The organism is Desulfotalea psychrophila LSv54, assembly GCF_000025945.1.
Classification (GTDB): domain Bacteria; phylum Desulfobacterota; class Desulfobulbia; order Desulfobulbales; family Desulfocapsaceae; genus Desulfotalea; species Desulfotalea psychrophila.
The window spans coordinates 825001-842037 of the sequence record NC_006138.1; the positions used below are offsets into that span (position 1 = coordinate 825001).

12 protein-coding genes and 2 rRNA genes (1 of these 14 only partly in view) are annotated in these 17037 nt (G+C 45.9%); 9 read left to right on the plus strand and 5 right to left on the minus strand.

Features of this window, described 5'->3' with window-relative positions:
* From DP_RS03730 to DP_RS03755, 6 genes are all read left to right on the plus strand, one after another.
* Positions 1-1950: ribosomal RNA gene (locus tag DP_RS03730) — 23S ribosomal RNA — on the plus strand (it extends 968 nt beyond the left edge of the window).
* A gap of 65 nt (positions 1951-2015) precedes the next feature.
* Positions 2016-2132, plus strand: a 5S ribosomal RNA gene (rrf, locus tag DP_RS03735).
* A gap of 523 nt (positions 2133-2655) precedes the next feature.
* Positions 2656-2790 (plus strand): zinc ribbon-containing protein, encoded by a 135-nt coding sequence (locus DP_RS19105; protein WP_041277594.1) that lies wholly within the window; start codon positions 2656-2658, stop codon positions 2788-2790.
* A 286-nt stretch (positions 2791-3076) separates the two neighbouring features.
* The gene (locus DP_RS03745) at positions 3077-3532 is read left to right on the plus strand and encodes a nucleoside 2-deoxyribosyltransferase (protein WP_041277595.1); all 456 of its coding nucleotides are present in this window, start codon (positions 3077-3079) and stop codon (positions 3530-3532) included.
* Positions 3533-3629: 97 nt separating this feature from the next.
* Positions 3630-3875, plus strand: a complete 246-nt coding sequence (locus DP_RS03750; protein ID WP_011187980.1) for a hypothetical protein — start codon at positions 3630-3632, stop codon at positions 3873-3875.
* A gap of 282 nt (positions 3876-4157) precedes the next feature.
* The gene (locus DP_RS03755; RefSeq protein ID WP_011187981.1) at positions 4158-5006 is read left to right on the plus strand and encodes a hypothetical protein; all 849 of its coding nucleotides are present in this window, start codon (positions 4158-4160) and stop codon (positions 5004-5006) included.
* A 154-nt stretch (positions 5007-5160) separates the two neighbouring features.
* On the opposite strand, the gene DP_RS03760 is transcribed toward DP_RS03755, so the two are convergent.
* Both DP_RS03760 and DP_RS16610 read right to left on the minus strand, forming a co-directional pair.
* Positions 5161-5619, minus strand: a complete 459-nt coding sequence (locus DP_RS03760; RefSeq protein ID WP_011187982.1) for a YqaA family protein — start codon at positions 5617-5619, stop codon at positions 5161-5163.
* Between the two features lie 45 nt (positions 5620-5664).
* Complete coding sequence (locus DP_RS16610) at positions 5665-6285, minus strand: OmpA family protein (protein ID WP_049784999.1); 621 nt, start codon at positions 6283-6285, stop codon at positions 5665-5667.
* Positions 6286-6828: 543 nt separating this feature from the next.
* Here DP_RS16610 and rlmKL point away from each other — a divergent pair.
* Genes rlmKL through DP_RS03780 form a run of 3 tightly spaced genes read left to right on the plus strand, consistent with a single transcriptional unit; the run spans position 6829 to position 11714 of the window.
* A complete protein-coding gene (rlmKL, locus tag DP_RS03770; protein WP_011187984.1) occupies positions 6829-8997 on the plus strand; it encodes a bifunctional 23S rRNA (guanine(2069)-N(7))-methyltransferase RlmK/23S rRNA (guanine(2445)-N(2))-methyltransferase RlmL in 2169 nt (722 codons plus the stop codon).
* 21 nt (positions 8998-9018) lie between these two features.
* On the plus strand, positions 9019-10671 hold the full coding sequence (locus tag DP_RS03775; RefSeq protein ID WP_011187985.1) for a response regulator: 1653 nt from the start codon (positions 9019-9021) through the stop codon (positions 10669-10671).
* A gap of 8 nt (positions 10672-10679) precedes the next feature.
* Entirely contained in the window at positions 10680-11714 is a 1035-nt protein-coding gene (locus DP_RS03780) for a 3-oxoacyl-ACP synthase III (protein ID WP_011187986.1), read from the plus strand.
* 81 nt (positions 11715-11795) lie between these two features.
* Here the strand turns inward: DP_RS03780 and hcp are convergent, their stop codons facing one another.
* From hcp to DP_RS03795, 3 genes are all read right to left on the minus strand, one after another.
* Positions 11796-13433, minus strand: a complete 1638-nt coding sequence (gene hcp, locus DP_RS03785; RefSeq protein ID WP_011187987.1) for a hydroxylamine reductase — start codon at positions 13431-13433, stop codon at positions 11796-11798.
* Positions 13434-13660: 227 nt separating this feature from the next.
* Positions 13661-14164 carry a universal stress protein gene (locus DP_RS03790; RefSeq protein ID WP_011187988.1) on the minus strand — a complete coding sequence of 168 codons (504 nt, stop codon included), beginning with the start codon at positions 14162-14164 and terminating at the stop codon, positions 13661-13663.
* A gap of 41 nt (positions 14165-14205) precedes the next feature.
* Positions 14206-16791: a TRAP transporter permease gene (locus DP_RS03795; protein WP_011187989.1), complete on the minus strand. Its 2586-nt coding sequence runs from the start codon at positions 16789-16791 to the stop codon at positions 14206-14208.
* Positions 16792-17037 lie beyond the last annotated feature (246 nt).

Sequence of the window (17037 nt, forward strand, 5' to 3'; positions counted from 1 at the left end):
ATAAGTTCCGTGGTCGAGAGGGAAAGAGCCCAGACCGTCAGCTAAGGTCCCTAAACTACGCTAAGTGGGAAAGGATGTGGAATTGTACATACAACCAGGAGGTTGGCTTAGAAGCAGCAACCCTTTAAAGAAAGCGTAATAGCTCACTGGTCTAATGATACCGCGCCGAAAATTTAACGGGGCTAAGCGTAGTACCGAAGCTACGGATTGAATATAATTCAATGGTAGGAGAACATTGTGGCCGCCTGAGAAGGTACACCGGAAGGAGTGCTGGAGGTTCCACAAGAGCTTATGTTGACACGAGTAGCGAAAATGAGGGCGAGAAACCCTCACGCCGAAAGCCTAAGGTTTCCTGTAGTCAAGTTAATCTGCTCAGGGTTAGTCGGTCCCTAAGGCGAGGCCGAGAGGCGTAGTCGATGGGAAATAGGTTAATATTCCTATACCAGTATCATAATGTTATGGTAAGGGGGGACGGAGAAGGTAAGACCATCCGGGCGCTGGTTGTCCCGGTTTAAGCATGTAGGCGGAGGACTTTGGCAAATCCGGGTCCTTGTTAACGTTGAGGTGTGATGACGATGCCCTTTGGGCAATAAAGTGGTTGGTTCCATGCTTCCAGGAAAAGCCTCGTATCTAGTTATGATATTGACCGTACCGTAAACCGACACAGGTAGGCAGGTAGAGAATACCAAGGCGCTTGAGAGAACTCTGGTTAAGGAACTCGGCAAAATAGCACCGTAACTTCGGGAGAAGGTGTGCCTGCGTGGTGAAAGTTATTTACTAACTTGAGCCTAGTCAGGTTGCAGTGAAATGGGGGGAGCGACTGTTTACTAAAAACACAGGACTCTGCGAAGTTGAAAGACGAAGTATAGGGTCTGACGCCTGCCCGGTGCCGGAAGGTTAAGGGGACTTGTTAGCGTAAGCGAAGCAATGAACCGAAGCCCCGGTAAACGGCGGCCGTAACTATAACGGTCCTAAGGTAGCGAAATTCCTTGTCGGGTAAGTTCCGACCTGCACGAATGGCGTAACGATTTCCCCACTGTCTCAACCAGAGACTCAGCGAAACTGTAGTACCGGTGAAGATGCCGGTTACCCGCAACAAGACAGAAAGACCCCGTGAACCTTTACTATAGCTTGGCATTGGTTTTAGAGGTAACATGTGTAGGATAGGTGGGAGGCTTTGAAGCATGCACGCTAGTGTGTGTGGAGCTAACCTTGAAATACCACCCTTGTTATCTTTGAAATCTAACCGCGATCCGTTACCCGGATCCGGGACATTGTCTGGTGGGTAGTTTGACTGGGGCGGTCGCCTCCTAAAGAGTAACGGAGGCGCGCGATGGTTCCCTCAGGCTGATTGGAAACCAGCCGTAGAGTGTAAAGGCATAAGGGAGCTTGACTGCGAGACAGACATGTCGAGCAGGTACGAAAGTAGGTCTTAGTGATCCGGCGATTCCGCATGGAAGGGTCGTCGCTCAACGGATAAAAGGTACTCCGGGGATAACAGGCTTATCTCCCCCAAGAGTCCATATCGACGGGGAGGTTTGGCACCTCGATGTCGGCTCATCACATCCTGGGGCTGAAGCAGGTCCCAAGGGTTTGGCTGTTCGCCAATTAAAGTGGTACGCGAGCTGGGTTTAAAACGTCGTGAGACAGTTTGGTCCTTATCTGTTGCGGGCGCAGGAAATTTGAGGAGATCTTCCCCTAGTACGAGAGGACCGGGGTGGACGAACCTATGGTGTACCAGTTGTTCCGCCAGGAGCATCGCTGGGTAGCTAAGTTCGGAAGGGATAACCGCTGAAAGCATCTAAGCGGGAAGCCTACTCCAAGATTAGATTTCCCATGATTTAAAATCATCTGAAGGCTCGTTGTAGACCACAACGTTGATAGGTCGGGTGTGGAAGAGTGGTAACACTTGGAGCTAACCGATACTAATAAGCCGTGCGGCTTATCCATATCCTTGATTATGCTATTAAGAAACTAACTGAATACTCTATATTTAATTAAGAACGCCGAATTTTTTCGGTGGCCATAGCGAAGAGGCTCCACCCGTTCCCATTCCGAACACGGAAGTTAAGCTCTTCAGCGCCGATGGTACTGCATGGGAGACTGTGTGGGAGAGTAGGTCGCCGCCGAATTTTTTATATAAAGCCCCAAGTTGATTAATTTCGACTTGGGGCTTTTTTTATGCCCATGGATGGGCGGTATGCGTCGGTGCCAGGACGGCATGGAGACGCGACATCCCTTCCACCTACTAAGACCTTCCCCAAAAGCACCTCCCGCAAATTTATTCGATATTCCCTTTTCTTTTTCCTTCCCCAAAAGCAATTCCTACAAACCTACCAAATTTTTCATCCCATTTCCCAACAGAAAAATAATTTTAAGAAGCTACACATCTTACATAATTGGCCTAAATTTATTTCGAACTGCTCTCTCTATAGAATATTTTTTTACCGAACCCACTATCTAGGGAATGTTGTTGTTACTGACAGCTCGCCATTCCGCTAACGCTCCACTGCTAAAACTAAAAACTTATGGCTGTCTTTTCTCTCTCTGACCATTTTTTGCAGTGTCCCTTGCCTTTCAACCTTTTTTCTGTATATTCAATAGGTATGGACTCTTTGAATTGATATCGAACTTAAATTTTGCAAGGAGATAATCATGGCAAGCACTGGAGAAAAACCTGGGAAAGGCACCTATACCTGCATAAGCTGTGGAAAAAAGGTAAGACTGGATGACAATAATGATACCCTACCTCCATGTCCCCGTTGTGAGGGAACTAATTATAAGCCTTAATAAGATGCTAGATACTAGAAAGAGCAAGAGCATTTACCACAGAGAGCACGGAGAGCACAGAGAAAAATATAGATATTAGATGATAGAAAAAGCAGAAAAACTTAAAGAAAAGAATGATTTGAAGCTACTGTAGGATGAGCAGCAGTGAAGCGTAGCGGAATGGCGGCAGTGAAGCGTACCTGAATGGCGAGCTCTGAGCTGTCAGAAATTGCTACAGCAGGAGTGATCCATGTTGATGATTATTACCAATTAACGTACATGCTTAAATTCATTGAGGAGATTTGTTATGAATAATTTATCGTTCAGACCAAAATTGTACCTAGCAGCACCACTGTTTAATGAGGCTGAAAAAGAGAGTAATCGCAATATCAGGGATAGCCTAATTGATTGTTGTGATGTGTTTCTGCCACAAGAAGATGGATTACTTCTCGATGAGCTTGTCTCCCTAGGCACTCCTCTAAAAGTAGCCGAAAAATCAATTTATGAGGCGGACATTTCAGCGATGAAAAACGCTGATATTTTATTGGCTGTTTTAGATGGGGCCTGTATTGATGATGGAGTTGCATTTGAGCTTGGTTATGCAAAAGCCATTAATAAGGTTTGTCTTGGTTTTCAAACTGATGTCAGGCGACAGGCACCAACGGGAAATAACCCAATGATAGAATGCTCCTGCGAAGAAATATTTTCTGATTTAGGGTCGCTGAAAAAATGGTTACAGCAAAAATATAATAAACTCAGCTAGTCCATTCCATCGAACTCACCGAAGCTCGCTGTGTCGTTCACGTTAGAGAACTGTTATGGGTTAAAATTTTAATGAATTAAAAATCTCAGGTGATGAAATGTTAGATATTTTATTTTTTGTGGGTTTTGCAATATGCCTTTTTGGGGGAATTGCCTTTCTGATCGCCGCCTTCAGCACTGGCATCATCTGGGGACTGGCCTGCCTCTTTATAGCTCCCGTGCAAATAATTTATCTCATTATTCACTTCCGTGAGGCCAAAGGACCATTTTTAATTCAGGTCGTTGGTGGGATTATTATGTTTCTTGCATCTTATCGGGATGGGATGCCGCAGGGAGGGATGTAGGAAAGCTTTCAGCTATCAGCTGTCAGAAAGGACAAAAAAAAATTACCACAGAGATACGGAGAACACAGAGAAAGAGCGGGGATTGAAAAAAGAAATGTAGGATGGGCAGCAGTGAAGCGTAGCGGAATGGCGAAGTGGAGCGTGCCCATCACAGCGTACCCTTTACGAAATATTCTCTTTTGTTTTTCCTGTGTATTTGATGGGGTGAATTTGGTATAATCTGTTGAATAATATCAATATTTTGGACGATAATTTGTTAAACTTTTTTTAAAAGACCTTCTCATGAAAAAACCTATTTTAGTTGTAAATGAAAATTTATTAATGCCCATAATAGCTACCGAAAAAAAAGTAAGAGAATTCAAAAATGAGATAGGCTTGATAGATAGTGTGGTGGGAAAAACCGGCTTATTCTTAATGGTTGTTTCGTTTGTGGAATCAATGCATAAAGAGGTTTTGAAATATTTTTTGAGGTATAATTTTGAGAAAATAACTAGTGAAAAAAAGATAGAGATTAGTAAGACACTTTTGATTGAGAATGAAGATTTTTACATTGTAGAAGATTTGGTTACAGATATTATAGATAAAATGCCATCTTGGCGTTTTATGAAAATTTTTTATGACGCTTTGGATATTCAGAAAGCAGAAAATTTTAAAATTATTGAAAAGATTAAACAGCAAAGAAATCAACAAATTCATGGAAATTTAGTTATAGACTACAAACATGGCAATGTAACTCATACTCTTGTTGGCGTTGAATATATTAATTATTCTTTAGAAGAGTATGAAAAATACATAATTGACCTAAAAATCAAAGTATCTCGTAGATACGCTGACTGTACAAGAATTGAAACACTTAAAAAAATGTGGCATTATACGTTTACAACCCCTTTATGTGCTAATTTTGAAGATTATTGGCATATTGATTTAGAAACAGATTCCATACTTGGATATAAAAATGTTAAATATGAAAATAGTTTGTCTCACAGCGAAACCTTCATGCTTAGTATTTGGAGAAGTCAATTGTCTGGTTACAAAGTTGACTTTTTAAATATGGCTTCATTAGGTAAGCATTTACAGTCTTGTCTTTTTATGTTCTTAAAATTATCCAATGACATTTTTATGTATAGGTAAAAAGGGAAGAAATTATTTTTATAATTAAGCGTGTTGCAATAGTGAAATTCTTTCCAGAAGCTATGCTGTAGGATGGGCAAAGCGGAGCGTGCCCATCACAGCTTGCCCTTCACAAAAGACGTCTTTCAGGTAATCCCTCCCGAAAAAATAACCCCTAAAACAATTTCAAAGCAATAACAGCAACAGCAGCATACCGAACGACTTTCCCAGAGAAGACCATAAGGCTGAAGAGGGGGAAGTTCATGCGGAAGATGCCGGCGATGAGGCAGAGCGGATCGCCTATGACCGGTAGCCAAGAGAAGAAGAGTGACCAACAGCCATAGCGTTGATAAAAATTCTGGGCTCGATAGAGATCTCTGTCGCTGAGACGTAATACCCTGCGGATAAGAAAGCTGCCGCCATAGAGGCCGATAATATAGTTGGTGCAGCTGCCTAAGTAGTTGGCAATGGCGGCGATGCCGACCAAGGTCTCTGGTTGATAGGTTCCCTTTTGCAGGAGAAGGATTAAGAGCCACTCTGAACCCAAGGGCAGAATGGTGGCCGCCAGGAAGCTGAGAGAGAAGAGTGCGATGAGGTCATAACTGGCGGGTAGAGAGCTGAAGAAGAGAGGCATGGTATATTGGGTGCAGGACCCATGGGGCCCTGCGCCTTGTTTGGATTATTCAGCTATAAAATCAGCTCGTCTGTTGTAGAGGTAGGCGGCTTCTGTCTGGGTCGGAAAGAGAGGTCGTTCTTCGCCGAGGGAGACTGTGCGGATACGGTTTTCGCCAATACCCAGGGAGATGAGATACTTCTCCACATTGATAGCCCTTTTCTCGCCCAGGGCCATATTGTACTCATTGGTGCCGCGGTCATCGGTATTTCCCTCCACAGTAATGTAGAGGGTAGGATTTCTTTTCAGTACCTGGGCATTCTCGAAGATCACCTCTTGCATTTCCGGATTGATCATCGTCTGGTCAAATTTGAAGTATACCGGTTGAAATTCTATGGATGATCTGCCATGTTGTTGCAGATAGGCCTCTGATTGTTTGCTGGCTAACTCCTCTGCTGCGGCGTTACTATCTGTATCGTCGAGACTACCCACCACGGGTGGCAGATCCTCTTCACCGTAGTCCTGGTTTTCGTCCTGAGCGGGAGGGATAGCGGGAATGTTATACTCCTCTTGCGCGTTCCCTGTGGGTGGGGCAACAACTTTTTTTGAGTTACATCCCCCGATGCTGAGAATTGTAGCACCTATTATCATTGAAAAAAAGAGAGAGGCATAAAATTTTTTTTTCATAAATATTTCTCCTGTATGTTGCATTCTGTGAATTTTGTTATAAAATTTCTTTAAAAATAGAGGGCTACAATACAACTATTTTAGCACTTTTACCCTATGCCTTCATATCTTTTTGGAAAGGCGTGAAAATATTTTTTATTGAGGACTGTTTTTTATTGTTCTCCGGGATATTACGATTAAAATAGCACCATGAATATAACACTTACAATCGGTACCCTCTTCTGCTGTTGGTGACAGCTTGGGCGGACGGGCATCTTTCTTACCTATCTGTTGCCTGGTTTAGGAGAAGATCTGTGGTCAGGCAGACCATAGGCTTGTGACGGAGACTTCTATTCATTAAAGAGATGTAATATTTTGCTATCCTGGCCCTTGTCAGCCTCTGTTGTTTTTTGCTTTTATTAAAATAGGCGGGACGTTTTCCGTCAGTACCCTATCTGTTTCTCTTGGTCTTTCTTTGTTAGAAATTCATTTTTCGGTTGAAGTCCTTAATCTTGAATTGCTGGATATCGAAATGACGATTCAACGTAAAGAAAATAAAAAAATATGTGCGATAAAAAAGATGTAAGTCCCCAGAAAGATCAATATACCTTCCTTGCTAACTGTGCCCTCGGTCTGGAGGAGCTTATTGAGGCTGAGATTAAAGGCTTTTCCGGAGTCGAGGTTGAGTTAGGAAAGGGAACTGTCCAGTGGCAGGGAAGTCTTGAAACGGGTTATCGAGCCTGTCTCTGGTCTCGTTTCTCTTCGCGAATTTTGCTTAAATTATCTCAGTTTGAGGTCAACTCCGAGGATGATCTCTATCAAAATAGCTTCACCTATGACTGGCACCAGCATATGAGTTGGAAGACAACTTTTGCCATTGACTGTACCCTTTCAGCTGATGCTACCGTTGGCCATAGTCAGTTTGCTGCTCTACGGATAAAAGATGGTATTGTTGATAGATTTAAGGAAGATGGCGATGAGCGGCCTTCGGTAAAAACCACCCAACCGGATGTGCGTTTTCACATCCATGTCAGTGGTAACGAAGGAACACTCTATCTTGATCTTTCAGGTGAGAGTCTGCATAAGAGAGGGTATCGGGTAGCAGGTGGTATGGCTCCTCTTAAGGAAAATCTTGCTGCCGGTATTGTCGCCCTCAGTGGTTGGCCGGAAAAGCAGGAAGCCTTACCCTCTCTGATTGATCCAATGTGCGGTACAGGCACTTTGCTCATTGAAGCGGCTATGATGTTTGGCGATGTTGCTCCGGGGCTTGCCCGAAATTATTTTGGTTTTTTACATTGGCATCAACATGATAGCCAGCTCTGGCAGGCTCTTCTTGATGAGGCTGTTGCCCGTGAAGATGCCGGTCTTGATAAGACCTGGCCATCTTTTCAGGGCTATGATGCGGATCCTGTAGTGGTGAGCAGTGCCCGGAAAAACATTATTCGAGCCGGATTGGACGAGTTTATCCAGGTGAAGTGTTCTCCGTTGGTGCACCTTGGTGCGCCAACCGATAGGGGGATGCTTATCTGTAACCCTCCCTATGGCGAGAGACTTTCAGAGACGGAAAAGGTGCGGCAGCTCTATGCAGCCTTTGGTCGTATTGGCAGAAAGCACTTTGCCGGCTGGGATGTTGCTGTTTTTATCTCAAATCCGGATCTGGCAGAGAGTTTTAGGGTGAGCTGGGAGAAGAAGTATCGCCTCTTTAATGGCACCATCGCCTGTCGTCTGTCAACGGGTGTCTTTGCCGAAGAGGAGGAAAATTCATTTGCCTGGGAGATCCAACAGGTAGAGGTGCAGGAAGATGCCCTGCAATTTGCCAATCGTTTTAAGAAGAACCTGAAAAAATATTTAAAGTGGGCAAAAAAAGAAAATATTTCCTGCTTTCGCGTCTATGATAGGGATTTGCAGGAGTTTAATCTCAGTGTGGATCTCTATGAAAAATGGATTCATGTTCAGGAATATTTGCCGCCTAAAACCATTGATCCGGATTTGGCCAGTCGTCGTTTCAATATCGCGCTTCGGGCAATCAGGGAGATCTTAGGACTTCGCTCTGATCGGGTTTTTATCAAGAAGAGGCAACGGCAGAAGGGGGCAGGTCAGTATCAGCAGCAGGGTGATCGGAAAAAGATGCATCAGGTTCGTGAGGGGAACTGCTATTTTCTCGTCAACTTCAGAGACTATCTTGATACGGGACTGTTTTTGGATCACCGCCCGATTCGACTGCGTATTGGAAGAGAATCCCTTGGTAAAAAGTTTTTAAACCTCTATGGTTATACAGGTACCGCCTCTGTTCATGCCGCTCAGGGTGGAGCCGCATCTACCACAACTGTAGATCTGTCCTCCACATATCTGCAGTGGACAGAGATGAACTTTTCTCTCAATGGTTTTGCTGAAAATAATCATCGAACGGTAAAGGCAGATTGTATTAAGTGGCTTGCGGAAGAGACAGAGCTCTATGATACCATTTTTGTTGATCCTCCGACCTTTTCTAATACCCAAAAGGCCAATAGAGTTTTTGATATTCAACGTGATCATATTCAGCTTTTGACTCTGGCCATGAGGCGTTTAAGTCCAGGTGGTTTGCTTATCTTTTCCACAAATTTTAGAAGATTTATCTTGGATGAAAAACTTGCAGAACAATTTGATGTAAAAGATATTACTCGGGAGAGTATACCTCTTGATTTTTCCCGTAATGAAAAGATCCATTTTTGCTGGGAATTTCGTCAAAAATAGACAACATTAAGAGAGGATGCCGTGGCGGAAAAAAAAGAGCTTAAACGACAGGTTAAAGGGTTGGAGGCAGAACTTGCTGAGCTAAGAAAAGAAAATATTCTTTTGAAAAAAAAGGCCTTTATCTCTCTTCTCTGTGGTAATAGAGGAAGCTCTTGCTGTCTGTTTGCTGAAGGTCATCAGCAGGCCAGTAAATCGCGGAATATTTTCATTGAAGAGATGGATCATGCTGTTCGTTCATCTTTGAATAATATTCTTGGTGCCTTGGATATCCTCTCTGATCTGCTTGAGGTTAAGGAGCAACAGGAATATGTGGACATGGCCACTAATGAGGCCCTGCATCTTTCCTCGTATACTACTAGGATATTTGATCTTAATAAGGTTGAGACGGGTGATATTGATATTCGGAAAAATGTCTTTCACCTCAAAGAGGTGCTGGATCATGAACTCGAATCCTTAAGCTTTGATGCCCATGGACGTGAGATTGAACTGAGTTGTGATATTGCCGCCGCTGTCCCCCATATTCTTTATGGTGACAGCGGCCGTTTAGCTCAGATTATCGAGGGGATTGTCGGTAACAGAGTACATTATATGCAGGATGGGGCTGCGGTTGCCATTAATGTCTCCTCTAATGGTTTTGATGAACTCAACAGAGTAGTTTTGCGCTTTTCGGTGACCGATACAGGCATTGGTTTTCCTGAAAGAATATTTGCTGATCTTCAGGAATTTATGGAGCGTCAGCTGTTGCCCGGCGTTTTTCAGCCTCTTATAGCAGGAGGGGCAAGTTATGATCTCATGCATGCCATCCGTCTTATCAGGCTGTTGGGCGGTGTCGTCGGTCTGGAATCGACGGATCGAGGGGTCACCTTTTATTTTTCCCTGGCCTATGAGGCCAGTGTCGAAGAGGAGGGGGCAGCCAAGGTTGAGCAGAAGGAGAAGCCCTTTTTTGTTCTGGAAAAGAAGAGGGTGCTGTTGGTGGAAGATGATCTGATAAATCGAATTCTTGTCACTAAGGTCTTACAGCAACAGGGGCTTCAGGTTGTGGCCGTGGTTAATGGCCAGCAGGCGGTGGATCGGGTCGCCCTAGAGAACTTTGATGTTATTTTGATGGATATCCAGATGCCTGTCCTTGGTGGCTTGGATGCTACCAGAAAGATAAGGGCCATAGAGAAAAAGACCTGTCGGCACAGCAAGATAATAGCCTTAACAGCTCTTTCCGGTAGGGAGAAATGTCTTCAGGCCGGGATGGATGGCTATCTTGCCAAACCAATAAATAAGAAGGATCTTCTTGCCCTGTTGACAGAGAGCCTTACCCCCTCTGCCCTGATCGTTCATGATGATTTTAAGGTGGTGCAGACCCTTGTCCGCGCCCTTGTCCGTCTTGGTTGGCGAGTAACAACGGCTGAGGCAAGTCGTCAGGCCCTCTATGAGGTATCTTTAAATCACTTTGATGTAGTTCTGCTTCACACTGAGTTACCCCTCTTCAGGGGTGCCTCTGTTCTTTCCGTGGTGAGAAAGCTTGAAAAGCATTTGGCCCACAAGTCTTTGATTATTGGTATTGGCGAGAAGAGTGCAGATGATAAAAATGTTTTTGATGCATTTCTTCCTCTACCCTTAGTCTCTCATGATTTAGAAGAGCAAATGAGCTCTTTCTTTGTAAATAGATGTAGTTCTTAATTATTTTTATGTTTAAATATTCCAATGTTTGTTTGGATACCTTTGGGTATTCTCTGCCTCCAAGGGTCTTGAGTTCTGCAGATATAGAGTCCTCCCTTGCCCCGCTGTACGATCGCCTCCATTTGCCGGAGGGTCGATTGGAGCTTATGAGCGGTATTCGAGAGCGTCGTCTCTGGCCTAAGGGGATGAAACCCAGTGAGGCAGCATACTTAGCAGGAAAAAAGACCCTTGATGATGGGGGGATCGCAGCCGCAGAGGTGGAGTGTCTGCTCTTTACCTCTGTCTGTCGCGATATGATGGAGCCTGCTACCTCGGCCTTTGTTCATCATAAACTCGGTTTGCCAAAGTCCTGTCTTGTCTTTGATATATCCAATGCCTGCCTGGGCTTTCTTGACGGGATGGTGATGCTTGCCAATATGATTGAGCTTGGTCAGGTTAAAAATGGCCTTGTTGTCTCTGGGGAAACGGCAGAAGATCTGCTTGAATCAACCATTGCTGCCCTTAATGCAGATGAGACCTTTACCAGAAAGACCATTAAATCATCCTTTGCCTCCCTCACCATTGGTTCCGGGTCCGTTGGTTGCTTTATGCGCCGGGCCGAGGCAGGTGAGACCAAGCCACGTCTTGTCCGGGGCGTATGGCGCACCGATACCGATCATATTCATCTTTGTCAGGGAGATGCCCAGGGTGGTGAGACGACGCTGATGCAGACTGATTCGGAAGAGTTATTGCTTCGTGGAGTTGATACGGCCGCTGCTGCTTGGGATGCCTTTGCTGCTCCGGGATGGAGAAATGAAGAGGTGGATGCTTACTGTTGTCATCAGGTGGGGGTGGCCCATTTTCGAATGCTCTTCGACCGTCTCGGTCTCAGTGAAGAAAAAAATTTCCAGACCCTGCCATTTTTAGGAAATGTGGGCACCGTTTCAGCCCCTATAACCTTGGCTATGGCCATGGAAGAGGGTGCCTTTAAGCCGGGAGAACGAGCGGTTATGCTTGGTATAGGTAGCGGTATTAATAGTATTGTCTTGGGTATTGATTGGTAGCTATATCCTTGATTTTGCATAAAAAAGGCCTCTTTACCTTAATTGGTAAAGAGGCCTTTTGCTTTTTAGAGCGATACTACCTTAGCCAAGTATGGTTTTCAGGTCTTCTGCTGCGGTCTCGGCAATGGGCTTGATGGCAAATTTCTCTACCAGCAAGTTGAGGACATTTGGGGTGAGAAATGCGGGCAGGGTGGGTCCAAGACGGATGTCGGTGATCCCCAGGCTCAGCAGGGTGAGGAGAATAATGACAGCCTTCTGCTCATACCAGGAAAGAATCATGGAGAGTGGCAGTTCATTGACATCACATTTAAAGGCCCCTGCAAGTGCTACCGCAATTTGGATTGCAGAGAAGGCATCGTTACACTGACCAATGTCAAGGAGACGGGGAATTCCGTCAATATCACCGAGTTTTTTATCAAAGAAGCGGAACTTACCACAGGCCAGGGTCATGACGATGCAATCTTCCGGCACCTGCTCAACAAAATCAGTGTAGTAATTACGACCGGGTTTAGCACCATCACAGCCGCCGACCAGGAAGAAGTGGCGAATCTTGCCAGCCTTAACTCCGGCAATAATCTTATCGGCAACGCCCATTACTGCGTTATGGCCAAAGCCAACCATTACTGTATCATTGTCCTCTTCTTCAGTAAAACCGGGAAGTGCGAGGGCACGTTCAATAACGGGGCTAAAATTTTTGCCGTCATCGATATGGGCAACATCCGGCCAGCCGACAAGACCTGTGGTGAAGACATTGTCCTTATAGTTGTCACGGGGTTTTTGGATGCAGTTGGTGGTAAAGAGGATGGCACCTGGAAAGAGAGCCATCTCTTTTTGCTGATTCTGCCAAGCCGTGCCGTAGTGACCATAAAAATGGCTATATTTTTTCAGTTCCGGATAACCATGGCAGGGAAGCATTTCGCCGTGGGTATAGATATTGATGCCCTTGCCCTCGGTTTGTTCAAGGAGGAGCTGCAGATCCTTGAGGTCATGACCGGTAACCAGGATTGCCTTGCCCGCTATGTGGCCAAGAGGAACGGTGGTGGGGACAGGGTGACCATAGGTTCCTGTGTTGCCCTCATCAAGCAGCCCCATGGCGGTCAGGTTTACTTGGCCACACTCAAGGGTGAGATCGACAAGCTCTTCAAGGGAGAGGTCATTGCGGGTAATTGTGGCCAAGGTATCGAAGATAAAGATATAGACCGTATTGTCTTCTTTACCTAAAATAGCAGCATGGTCGGTATAGGCGGCAAGTCCCCGCAGGCCATAGAGGATGGTCTGTTTGAGGGAGCGGAGATCTTCATTCTCGTCAAGGCTGGCGATCAGGTCAAGTTCCTGACCCTGCTGGATAAGGGCTGTGAGCTCCAGTGCCGGGGCAAAGGAGACACTCGGGTGTGTTCCTTCCAATCTTTTTGCGATGTCCTTACCAAGTTGCCGGAGAAGGTCTTTGCGGATGTTGACGCTAGCATTGATCCACTGTTGAAAACGGATGGGGTCAAAATCAACATTTGTCAGGCAGGCAAAAACACTCTTAGTGATAAAGTGCTTAACCTCGGTGGAAACGAGGTCTTTTCTTCGTGCCTCCTGGATGACGATGGAGAGGCCTTGGAGGCTATAGGTAAGTAGATCCTGGAGTGCTGCCACTTCGTCTGTCTTGCCGCAAACACCAATTTGGGTACATCCGGTGCCTTTTGCTGTTTGTTCACATTGATTACAGAGCATACGCCCTCCTAGAGATAGTTTTTAGATACTGTTTTGCTTATCAAGCCGCTCTTTATGTGCGAAGAATAGAGAGAGGATAACCATAATTGTCTCAGAAAACTTTGACCTAAGTCAAGAAAGAGTTTTTTCCGAAAAAATAGTTAGATAAGTCGTGTGATTGGAGGTGGAAGGTGGTGGATACCCCACGGGCAGATACGCTCCCGCGGGGCTTTAATTCGTAGCGGACCTTAGATGTGCTTTTTGTCTAGCAGCTTTTCCGCTCTTCTGTGGAGTTTGCCGGCGGTTGTTTTGTCTCGGTAAGAGACAACGGTGATGGGGCATTTACGGAAGAGTCTCTCCGCCACGGAGCCAGTAAACATGGCCGTGAAATCGCGAGTCTTTACGCCCATGACGATCATGTCGATCTCTTGTTCAACGATCATTTTCAGGAGCTCTGTTGTAGGGTCGCCCATGCGAAAAGAGAAGGAAACTCTTTCGTCGGGAAGGGTCAGCTTTTCTGTCAGTTCAATAATCTGGGCCCCTCTATCCTTACGGATGGTTTCAAGATAGTGTTCCGTATCTACCTTATAGCCATAGGAGCTAATGCGCTCCACTGCCTCAATATCACGTGTGCTAATAATATTAACAATGAGGAGTTCAGCATCCAGCGATTCGGCCAACTCTGCCGCATAATCAAGCATTCCCTGTGAGTGTTGTGAAAATGCTATGGGAACAAGGATCTTTTGTATCATTATTTTTCTCCAGTGGAGTTTCTGCTCTTCCCAAAGTGGGCTTATGCGAGGATATGGTGTTCTTCCCTTCGTACCCTCTGTTTTTGGCTAAACCAAATGAGGGCAAGGAGAAGCATGGCTGGAATAAACATCCATTGCTTTGCGGGCCGATCATTCGGCATTTGCAGACTAACGATCTCTTGATCAAAATCTATATTGGCCTTTTCGGCGGGGCTGCCAAAACCGATCATGTCCACCAGTTTTTTCCCCTCTTCGTCGCGGGTCTCAATGCCAATGGCAGAGAGACGGGCTGCGCCTGTCTTCTCATCGCCGACGTGGAGCATGACGTTCATGGTCATCTCCTCGCCATTATCTTTTTCGCCTTTTATTTTTAAGCGAAGCTGAGAGTTAGGCTTCATCTCCCCCAGAGTTTGCACGAGTTCTGTAGCTGGCTTTTCAATAAAGGGAGGATAGAACTCATCCCAAAAGAAACCCGGTCTAAAGAGGGTGAAGGCAATCAGGAGGAGGGCAATGGTTTCCCACCACTTACTTTTGGTGATAAAGTACCCCTGGGTGCCGGCGGCAAAGACAAGCATGGCAATGGTTGCGGCGGTAACGACAAGTAATAGATGGGTCCAGCTACCGATGCCGATCATCAGGAGTTCTGTATTAAAAATAAAGATAAAGGGCAGAATAGCCGTTCGTATATCGTAGGCGAAACCCTGCAGACCTGTTCTGATGGGGTCGCCACCGGAGATACCGGCTGCGGCAAAGGCGGCCAATCCCACGGGTGGAGTGTCATCTGCCAAGATGCCAAAATAAAAGACAAAGAGGTGTACTGCAATAAGGGGGACGATAAGACCGTTTTGAGCGCCGAGGCTGACAATTACCGGGGCCATTAGGGTCGATACCACGATATAGTTTGCTGTGGTGGGCAGTCCCATTCCCAAGAGGAGGGAAATTACGGCGGTAAAAATGAGGATGAGCATCAGGTTGCCGCCGGAAATAAATTCGACAAACTCGGTCATAACCAGACCGATACCGGTGAGGGTTACGGTGCCAACTACCAGGCCTGCGGCGGCCGTGGCAACACCGATGCCGATCATATTACGTCCACCTGCTACCATTCCGTTGATAAGTTCACTCGCACCCCGATTCCACTGAGACTCTTTCGCCTCGATTTTACGAAAGAAGGATTTGAGGGGGTGCTGGGTGACCACAATGACCATCAGCAATATCGTTGCATAGAATGCAGAGAGAGCGGGTGAGAGTCGTTCCACCGTCAGGCACCACATGAGGACAACAATGGGCAGGAGGTAATAGTAGCCTGCCTGGGCAGTTGAACCCAGATCAGGTAGTTCTTTGATTTCAGTGTCAGTGGGAAGCTCTGGGACACGGCAGGCCAGTTTAACCAAGAGGAGATAGGCGATAACCAGCAGGGTCATGACAATGTAGATTGTTGCATCACCAGCAAGCTCCTTGATCCAGCCCATGCCGTAGTAAACAGCTGCTCCGGTAACCACAAAGACAAGTATGGTTGCCACGAATCCGAGCAGTGACTGAGCAAGAGTCTTCTTGTGTCGCTTCTTCAGCCCCTTGAGATCCATCTTACATGCTTCAAGGTGAACAATATATACCAGAGCAATATAGGAGATAATGGCCGGTAAGAATGCGTGTTTAATAACTTCGATATAGGAGATACCAACATACTCGACCATAAGGAAGGCCGCCGCCCCCATAACAGGCGGGGTAAGTTGACCATTGGTGGACGAGGCAACTTCCACGGCCCCTGCTTTCTCTGCGCTGAAGCCCACTTTTTTCATCAGGGGGATGGTGAAGGTCCCGGTGGTAACAACATTTGCAATCGAGGAGCCTGAAACAAGTCCTGTCATTGCCGAGGCCACAACGGCAGCCTTTGCCGGACCTCCACGCATATGGCCAAGGCCTGCGAAGGCGGTACGGATGAAATAGTTTCCAGCCCCGGCTGATTCCAGGAGGGAGCCGAAGAGGACAAACATAAAGACCATGCCCGTTGAGACACCAAGGGCCACGCCAAAAACACCTTCGGTGCTCAGCCAGTAATGAGACATGCCTTTGGCAATGCTCGCCCCTTTATGGGCAATAATATCGGGCATGATGGAGCCTGCAAAGGTGTAGAAGATAAATACCGAGGCCACCACCATAAGGGGGGGGCCGAGTGCTCTTCTGGTTGCTTCAAGCAGGAGGATAATGCCGACGATGGATACAGCTATATCTATGCTTGTTGGATCTCCGGGACGATCGGCAAGTTGGGTGTAAAAGATAAATATATAGGCAGAAGATGCCGCTGCAATAAACCCTATAAGCCAGTCCTGCCAAGGGATGTAGGACCTGGGCGATGAGGAAAGTGTTGGGAAGGCGACATAGGCGAGGAACATGGCAAAGGCAAGGTGGATCGCCCGTGCCTGGGTTGCGTTGATGACAAAAATATTCAACATAAATGGCAGGGGCGATGCGTACCATAGTTGAAAGAATGTCCACATCAGGGGGATGAAAAAGAGAACTTTTTTGGAAAAAGCTCCCAACGGGGCACGTCCCCCTGTGTCGGCATCAGCAATCATCTCTTCTAGTTGATGATCGTTGAGGGTGGTTTCTGTCGGTTTAGTCATGCTTCGACTCCTTTTTAGTAAAATACGGAAAGCTGCCGCCGTAGTGGGTATGTAAATAGCTCTGAATTGTCTTATGCCCTATTGGACAAAGATAAATAGCCCACGAGTCTGTAACACGTAGATTTCCTAAAACAGCAAATAAATAGATAGTTGCTCTGATGATATGCTATGTAAAGACTAACAGAAAACTAGATAAAAAATAAGAAAAGGTTCTTATTTTAAGGGTGAAAATAGTAGCTGTTGGAA

What these genes read in the sequence shown, in the direction of transcription:
- rlmKL (WP_011187984.1), top strand. Translation starts at nt 6,829, where the DNA reads ATGTGCGATAAAAAAGATGTAAGTCCCCAGAAAGATCAATATACCTTC.
- DP_RS03750 (WP_011187980.1), top strand. Translation starts at nt 3,630, where the DNA reads ATGTTAGATATTTTATTTTTTGTGGGTTTTGCAATATGCCTTTTTGGG.
- DP_RS03790 (WP_011187988.1), bottom strand. Translation starts at nt 14,164, where the DNA reads ATGATACAAAAGATCCTTGTTCCCATAGCATTTTCACAACACTCACAG.
- DP_RS16610 (WP_049784999.1), bottom strand. Translation starts at nt 6,285, where the DNA reads ATGAAAAAAAAATTTTATGCCTCTCTCTTTTTTTCAATGATAATAGGT.
- DP_RS03795 (WP_011187989.1), bottom strand. Translation starts at nt 16,791, where the DNA reads ATGACTAAACCGACAGAAACCACCCTCAACGATCATCAACTAGAAGAG.
- DP_RS19105 (WP_041277594.1), top strand. Translation starts at nt 2,656, where the DNA reads ATGGCAAGCACTGGAGAAAAACCTGGGAAAGGCACCTATACCTGCATA.
- DP_RS03780 (WP_011187986.1), top strand. Translation starts at nt 10,680, where the DNA reads ATGTTTAAATATTCCAATGTTTGTTTGGATACCTTTGGGTATTCTCTG.
- DP_RS03745 (WP_041277595.1), top strand. Translation starts at nt 3,077, where the DNA reads ATGAATAATTTATCGTTCAGACCAAAATTGTACCTAGCAGCACCACTG.
- hcp (WP_011187987.1), bottom strand. Translation starts at nt 13,433, where the DNA reads ATGCTCTGTAATCAATGTGAACAAACAGCAAAAGGCACCGGATGTACC.
- DP_RS03755 (WP_011187981.1), top strand. Translation starts at nt 4,158, where the DNA reads ATGAAAAAACCTATTTTAGTTGTAAATGAAAATTTATTAATGCCCATA.
- DP_RS03760 (WP_011187982.1), bottom strand. Translation starts at nt 5,619, where the DNA reads ATGCCTCTCTTCTTCAGCTCTCTACCCGCCAGTTATGACCTCATCGCA.